The organism is Acidovorax sp. HMWF018, from assembly GCF_003061035.1.
GTDB classification, from domain to species: domain Bacteria; phylum Pseudomonadota; class Gammaproteobacteria; order Burkholderiales; family Burkholderiaceae_C; genus Acidovorax; species Acidovorax delafieldii.
The window spans coordinates 1-5,371 of record NZ_QAIM01000663.1; the positions used below are offsets into that span (position 1 = coordinate 1).

General features: G+C 59.9%; 12 protein-coding genes. 3 read left to right on the plus strand and 9 right to left on the minus strand.

Annotated elements, in window-relative coordinates; translation table 11 throughout:
- Positions 1-712: 712 nt before the first annotated feature.
- The 4 genes from DBR23_RS30095 to DBR23_RS28055 are packed head-to-tail and all read right to left on the minus strand — an operon-like array spanning position 713 to position 1,730.
- On the minus strand, positions 713-916 hold the full coding sequence (locus DBR23_RS30095) for a hypothetical protein (protein ID WP_108500234.1): 204 nt from the start codon (positions 914-916) through the stop codon (positions 713-715).
- Positions 917-920: 4 nt separating this feature from the next.
- A complete protein-coding gene (locus tag DBR23_RS28045; RefSeq protein ID WP_108500235.1) occupies positions 921-1,190 on the minus strand; it encodes a hypothetical protein in 270 nt (89 codons plus the stop codon).
- Positions 1,159-1,443, minus strand: a complete 285-nt coding sequence (locus DBR23_RS28050) for a hypothetical protein (protein ID WP_108500236.1) — start codon at positions 1,441-1,443, stop codon at positions 1,159-1,161. The genes DBR23_RS28045 and DBR23_RS28050 overlap by 32 nt, the downstream gene beginning before the upstream one ends.
- Positions 1,440-1,730: a hypothetical protein gene (locus DBR23_RS28055; protein ID WP_108500237.1), complete on the minus strand. Its 291-nt coding sequence runs from the start codon at positions 1,728-1,730 to the stop codon at positions 1,440-1,442. The genes DBR23_RS28050 and DBR23_RS28055 overlap by 4 nt, the downstream gene beginning before the upstream one ends.
- 99 nt (positions 1,731-1,829) lie before the next feature.
- On the opposite strand from DBR23_RS28055, the gene DBR23_RS28060 reads away from it, so the two are divergent.
- Genes DBR23_RS28060 through DBR23_RS32385 form a run of 3 tightly spaced genes read left to right on the plus strand, consistent with a single transcriptional unit; the run spans position 1,830 to position 2,835 of the window.
- Positions 1,830-2,120, plus strand: coding sequence for a DNA-binding protein (locus DBR23_RS28060; RefSeq protein ID WP_108500238.1), 291 nt, complete (start codon positions 1,830-1,832; stop codon positions 2,118-2,120).
- Positions 2,117-2,461, plus strand: coding sequence for a BrnA antitoxin family protein (locus DBR23_RS32030; protein ID WP_233250798.1), 345 nt, complete (start codon positions 2,117-2,119; stop codon positions 2,459-2,461). The genes DBR23_RS28060 and DBR23_RS32030 overlap by 4 nt, the downstream gene beginning before the upstream one ends.
- A gap of 17 nt (positions 2,462-2,478) precedes the next feature.
- Entirely contained in the window at positions 2,479-2,835 is a 357-nt protein-coding gene (locus tag DBR23_RS32385; protein ID WP_369882181.1) for a Rap1a/Tai family immunity protein, read from the plus strand.
- Positions 2,836-3,048: 213 nt separating this feature from the next.
- Here DBR23_RS32385 and DBR23_RS28075 read toward each other — a convergent pair whose 3' ends face one another.
- The 5 genes from DBR23_RS28075 to DBR23_RS28095 form a co-directional block, all read right to left on the minus strand.
- Entirely contained in the window at positions 3,049-3,318 is a 270-nt protein-coding gene (locus DBR23_RS28075) for a hypothetical protein (protein WP_108500240.1), read from the minus strand.
- Positions 3,319-3,323: 5 nt separating this feature from the next.
- Complete coding sequence (locus DBR23_RS28080) at positions 3,324-3,653, minus strand: DUF6283 family protein (RefSeq protein ID WP_108500241.1); 330 nt, start codon at positions 3,651-3,653, stop codon at positions 3,324-3,326.
- A gap of 269 nt (positions 3,654-3,922) precedes the next feature.
- Positions 3,923-4,183, minus strand: coding sequence for a hypothetical protein (locus tag DBR23_RS28085; RefSeq protein WP_146191475.1), 261 nt, complete (start codon positions 4,181-4,183; stop codon positions 3,923-3,925).
- A 44-nt stretch (positions 4,184-4,227) separates the two neighbouring features.
- Positions 4,228-4,470 (minus strand): hypothetical protein, encoded by a 243-nt coding sequence (locus tag DBR23_RS28090; RefSeq protein ID WP_108500243.1) that lies wholly within the window; start codon positions 4,468-4,470, stop codon positions 4,228-4,230.
- Positions 4,471-4,491: 21 nt separating this feature from the next.
- Positions 4,492-4,893, minus strand: coding sequence for a hypothetical protein (locus tag DBR23_RS28095; RefSeq protein WP_108500244.1), 402 nt, complete (start codon positions 4,891-4,893; stop codon positions 4,492-4,494).
- Positions 4,894-5,371 lie beyond the last annotated feature (478 nt).

A 5,371-nucleotide genomic window follows, 5' to 3' on the forward strand; every position in this document is an offset into this window, starting at 1 on the left:
AGTGCCTTCGCGGCAACGTCGGCCTCTTCCATGGTCTCAAAAAGTAGCAGTGGGGCTCCGTCAAAGAGCTTGCTGTCCGCCAGCCAATCTTCAGATTCGAGCAGGTACTCCATCGAGCCCATGCCGTAGAACCGTGCTATTCCCCATGTTTTGCTCATACGCTGTTTGCCTCTCCGTGCGCCACTACCTTTGGGGCGCTTAATTGGCGCAAGTGGTTGGTTTCAGACTCCGAAGCGGATCAGTATGGCCGCATCGATCTCGACTGGGAACCCTGTAACGCCTTGGCTGGCCAGATGTCGATCAAAACCCGCTCGAGCTTGATCCCGTGGTGCAGCTGCCTCAAGTCGTAGAACTCGAACCGGAATTTTCAGCCAGATGGATCAACGCCGTACAGGGCGGCAGGCAGGAAAATCACGCCTGTCTTCACCCAATAGAATCCCCCGCGCATGGCCCCAATCATTCAGCAACTGGTGGAAGCGATCTACTCCGAGCCACGGGCCGGCCGCCTGATGCCCTCGCGAATAGAGCTGGGCTCTGATCTTTTCCCGGGCTTTCAGCACGCCCATCGCGAAGCTATGGCCGCCGTCTTGCCGGAAGCGGAAGACTTGTATCCGGGCTCCTTGTGCGGCGTCCCGGTGATAGAAGGCCCAGCCCTCGGCGCAGTGCTTGTTCGCCTCGACGGCTCCCGTACGGAAGTACGAACAACCTAACTTTACGGGGTTGCTCCCAGGCCCTTGCGGTCAAGAAACTGTCGCCACATTACATCCGCCAGCGACTGGGGGCCGCCCTTCACAACTGCGGTTTCTCTGCACTCCAGCATCGGAGAACTCACAACGAGCGTTCCGTCAGAGTCAAGCTCCCAACTGCCTTTCAGCCCGTTGTGTTCTACGATCCCGCGATCTACGATTTTTGCCATGTCGCTATCCTCTCACTGCGCCATACAGCGTCATCAGCCTCTCAGCGATGCCCTCAGGGTCGATTCGCATGTTGCTCATCATGGTGGTGCCCACGCAGACATGCTCGTACCAAATGTGGAACCCCAAAAGTTCCTGCATCTCGGCCTGGCCGCACTGCCGGATCGCGGCGGCGACATTCGGGGCCTCCCATTGGTCCACCTCTTCCCGCCCATCGAGGACGAGCACGCGATAGTTTCCGGGTTCAATCTTGCTGATGTGAAGGGTCAGGAGCATCTGAAGGCTGGTCTTCCGGGAGTGGTTCGGCCACCGCGTGAAAAGCGGTCCAGAACCAGAGATTAACCTTCCTGCGGGGGCTTCTGTTCAGCCGGTAGGTGATGCGCACCCGGCCATGGGGCGCAACCTCGATCACCGCCTGCATCTTCGCTGGCTGTTCCGGCCCCGCGGGCGGTAGCTGGGCCATACCGCGACTGATGTCTTGGCCCAGGATCTTCACCAAGATCCCTTTGTCCACGCCGATCTCAATCATTTCAGCTTGCTCTCAGGAGGTAGCGACAGCATTGCGAGCCCAGACGATGGGCGCGGTGCCAGCCAATGGACCCACAGCCCCTTGAGCCAGGCCAGCGCGCAGGCCACCGCCACCACGCCGACGCCCCATTGGCCGCTGCGCCACACGGACCAGAACCAGAAAGGCTGGCTGACCAGGCCGACGATGCAGGCCCAGCGCTGGAACTGCACGGTGCGGCTCTGCGAGAGCCAGATGGCGGCGGGGCCAAGGATGGCGAGGGCGGTTTGGACGAACTGATCGGACGGCATCCCGTGATTGTGCCGCACTGGATGAATGAACAGTGAATTATTTTTTGTATCTACACAAAATTAAACTGCCACCATGTATTCTGTGGATACAATAAATCCGTGTTCACAGTCATCGAATCCCCACTCTTCCAGAAGCAAGTCGCTGAGGTGTGGACAGAAGCTGACCGCCTGGACTTCATCAGCTTCATCGCTGCCAACCCTGAAGCCGGTGACGTAATCCCTGGCGCTCAGGGTGCCCGCAAGGTGCGCTGGTCGGTCGCGGGTAAGGGCAAGCGCGGCGGCGCCCGCGTGGTGTACTTCAATGTCGCCGCCGAAGAAATTGTGCTGCTGGTGACCGTGTACACGAAGGCTGAAAAGGCCAACATTCTTCCGAAGGAGATCAAGCGATGATCAAGGCGATGAAAGACCTCCAAGGTCTGGATGCCGACGCGGTGGCCCGAGCCATCGAAGCCGACGCAGGCCAGGCAATCCCAGGGCTGCGTGAGTCCCTTGCCGACCTGAAGGCTGGCAAGTATGGGGCGGTGCACACCCCTGCGAGCATGGCTGCACGCGCGAAGGGTGGGCGGCCCAAGGGCTCAGTGAAGGAAAACCCGAAGGTAGCCACCAACATCCGGTTTGACCAGGATGTGCTGGCAGCGCTGAAGGCCACAGGCCCAGGCTGGCAAACGCGGGCAAATGACTTGTTGCGTGCTGACATCGAGGCGGGAAGATTGATCGGGGCAGCGTCTTGAGGCCCCAACAGCTGGCTGTGTGCCTCTTCTTGGGCCTATCGGCTGCAACGGCCTCAGCAGCAGATGGGAATCAACTCCTCGATGCTTGCCAGCAGGCGGTGAAATACTTCGACGGCGACAAATCGGACGTTGACAGTTTCAAGGCGCTGTACTGCTTGGGCCTTGTTGAAGGGACGCGCAACACAATGGTGCTCCTTGATCAGCAGGACCCTGCTGCGTGTGTTCCTGCGAGCGTCGCGAATACCCAAGCAGTTCGAATAGTAGTCAAGTACCTTCGCGCGAACCCTGAAAGACTCCATCTCGATGCGAGTGCAAGTATTCTGCTGTCCCTCATGGCAGCGTACCCATGCCCTCCGCGTAACGCGGTGAAGTAGAGACTGACCATTCACTCCCGCGTCGTAGTGGGTGCGGTACAGATCGCCCGCGCAGCGCGCAACTGCACCTCGTAACCTTCGCGGCAACGTCGGCCACTTCCGTGGTTTCAAAAAGGAGCAGTGGGGCTCCGTCAAAGAGCTTGCTGTCCGCCAGCCAAACTTCATATTCGAGCGGGTGTTCTCGACTGGGAACACCCGTAACTCCTTGGCTGGTCAGATCTCGATCAAATCCCGGTCGACCGTGATCCCGTGGTGCAGCTGCATCAAGTCGCAGAACTTCTGCCAATCGTGGGCCGTTGGCGGGGAATGGGTGCAGTGCAAACACTGTGGCGCACCTTGCATTTGCTCACTGGCCGTGGTGTGGGCATCGATGCCAAAGCGCTTTGAGAACCGGCCAACTGTGGACCCATCGGGGGCGTGTACCCATACAGTCGCGCGGTCGGCACTGACCTGAATGAGTTCTAAGTCGGCAAGGGGTTGCATGGGGCCTATCTTGATGCTGCGGTCAAGGATGGCAGGTCCAGGGCGCTGGGTTCGATCACCATTTCCGCGCTGGCTTCTACGTCGGCGGCAGTGATGACGCCATAGGCCAGGCCCAGCCGGGCGATCACCGGCAGGCGGCCGAGCTTCGACATCAGGGCCACCGCTCCGGCGCAGGTCCTACGTTCCTTGTCCAGGGTCTTGTGGCAAACGAAGGTTTGCTGATCGTCTTTGAGCAAGTCTGTAACGATACCTTCGATGCGGCCGGGGCTCAGCTCGATGCCGGCCCCGTCGCAGCGGAAGGGGCAGTTTGAACAGGGGCGTTTGGTGATGGGCATGGCCGATCCAGTGTGGGTCACCCGCCCTGCGAGTGTGGGCAGGTGGCGTCCTTCATAACAGCCACCGATTTATCCATCGCGTCACTCCGAGGGCAAGCGTTGATGGCCTTTTTTCTGAAGTCAAAGCGTTTCGCAAGCTTGCGCACTGGGGCGGTGGGATAGTCCAGCGGGCACTGTGACTCGCCTGCACATCGACCAGTCATCCAGCGTACTGCCAACTGCATATATGTCTGCTCTGGCGTGTTGTTCTCGGGCGGAATAGACATCTTTCAGATCCGACTGGGCAGCAGGGACAGCTCACCACGCCGGATTCGGCCCAGGGTGATCGTCGCGCAGTGATCGACCACCGCATTGATCAGGACCTGCGAGTCCCCGATGAACAAGTGCTTGAACTGATCCCATAGTGCCTTGCGCTCTGTATCGCACTGAACATTGATGCCCGCCAGCGCTTCGGCCTGCCCTATGGAGCCGCCAGACCATCCGCCCATGCGGCGCAGCGTTTCAGCGGGGCGTGCGTGATTTTTGGCCATTTTGGTCTCTTCGGTGGTAGGTTGTCACAAACGAAACGGGGGGCTCACTCGGTGAAAGGGTCCAGCCCGTCCCACTCGATCACTGCGCAGCGGATGCCCGCGCCGGCCAGCACGCGGAAAGCCTGCTGCGGAGTGTCGAAGTGCGTAGAGCCATTGGGGCGCATCAAAAGGGTCTCGCCGCTACTCACGCACCAGCCTGCCTCCTGATGGGTGATGCGCAGCATGTCAGGGCTGACGTTCTCTGCTTTGACGAATGCTGCCAGCAGCAGCTTGATCTTCTTGCTCATGGATGCTCTGGTCTTTTTTGTTCAATGGGTGGCTGCTGCTTCAACAAGCACCGGGTCGGGGACTGCATATGGCATCCAGCCCACGATGTAGCCACCGTCTGCGTAGACGGAGTCCAGGGTGGATTCGGCTTTCCAGTCTGCGGCAACGCTCCACTCGTCGTCGTCACGGACAGCGAGTACCACCGAATTTACATCGCCTTCTTCATGCTCATAGCGAATGAGCAGCCACGCGGCCTCGGTAGTTTCGGGCGGCCGTCCCGGAGTAAACCCGGCTGCGGCCATGGCCTCTCGCTGTATTGCAGCCAGGGCGTCCCTGACGGCTTGCTCTTGGCTCGCCTCAAGGATCAATCGACCGCTGGTGCCTCTGCCGACCCCAAGGACGAGTTTCAATGCGTTCTGGGCCAAATGGATAGCGTTGTTCATTTCATGCCTCCTATGCTGGTTGGGGCTCTTGCGTTGCCTCGCGGGCTTGTGGCGGTTGAGAAGCTGCAGGTGGCTCCCGTGTGTTCCAGGCTGCGATCTCTGTCTCGTCATCGAGCGCTATGGCGGGCATCTTGGCGCCGAAGCAGCCCTCTGTTTTGCATCCGGCGCGAGGGTTGATCCTGCGCCAGCGAAGGGTCAGAGGTTTTGCGCAGAACGGGGCACGGCTGCAACTTTGGTGGGGGCGGCAGGTTGCCGCTGGCATCTAAGGCGATCATTTGCGGTACCTGTCAGGACAGTTCTTCTGCCAATGCGTCGGCCTGGGCCAGCAAGCCGGTCATGGTCGGGTTGTCTGCGTGGTCGGCAAGGACATCCCAGCCGTCATTGGGGTCCCCTCGTTTTCAGTGCAATAACTGGCGGTACGCAAACCCAGCACTGGCGCGGGGGTGGTGTTGGTAGATCGTTGATTCTGTTGGCTTTC

Bases quoted from the DNA above. Each gene is read 5' to 3' on its own strand.
- DBR23_RS28045 (WP_108500235.1), bottom strand. From the start codon at position 1,190: ATGCTCCTGACCCTTCACATCAGCAAGATTGAACCCGGAAACTATCGC.
- DBR23_RS28095 (WP_108500244.1), bottom strand. From the start codon at position 4,893: ATGAACAACGCTATCCATTTGGCCCAGAACGCATTGAAACTCGTCCTT.
- DBR23_RS28085 (WP_146191475.1), bottom strand. From the start codon at position 4,183: ATGGCCAAAAATCACGCACGCCCCGCTGAAACGCTGCGCCGCATGGGC.
- DBR23_RS28050 (WP_108500236.1), bottom strand. From the start codon at position 1,443: ATGATTGAGATCGGCGTGGACAAAGGGATCTTGGTGAAGATCCTGGGC.
- DBR23_RS28080 (WP_108500241.1), bottom strand. From the start codon at position 3,653: ATGCCCATCACCAAACGCCCCTGTTCAAACTGCCCCTTCCGCTGCGAC.
- DBR23_RS30095 (WP_108500234.1), bottom strand. From the start codon at position 916: ATGGCAAAAATCGTAGATCGCGGGATCGTAGAACACAACGGGCTGAAA.
- DBR23_RS28075 (WP_108500240.1), bottom strand. From the start codon at position 3,318: ATGCAACCCCTTGCCGACTTAGAACTCATTCAGGTCAGTGCCGACCGC.
- DBR23_RS28055 (WP_108500237.1), bottom strand. From the start codon at position 1,730: ATGCCGTCCGATCAGTTCGTCCAAACCGCCCTCGCCATCCTTGGCCCC.
- DBR23_RS28090 (WP_108500243.1), bottom strand. From the start codon at position 4,470: ATGAGCAAGAAGATCAAGCTGCTGCTGGCAGCATTCGTCAAAGCAGAG.
- DBR23_RS32030 (WP_233250798.1), top strand. From the start codon at position 2,117: ATGATCAAGGCGATGAAAGACCTCCAAGGTCTGGATGCCGACGCGGTG.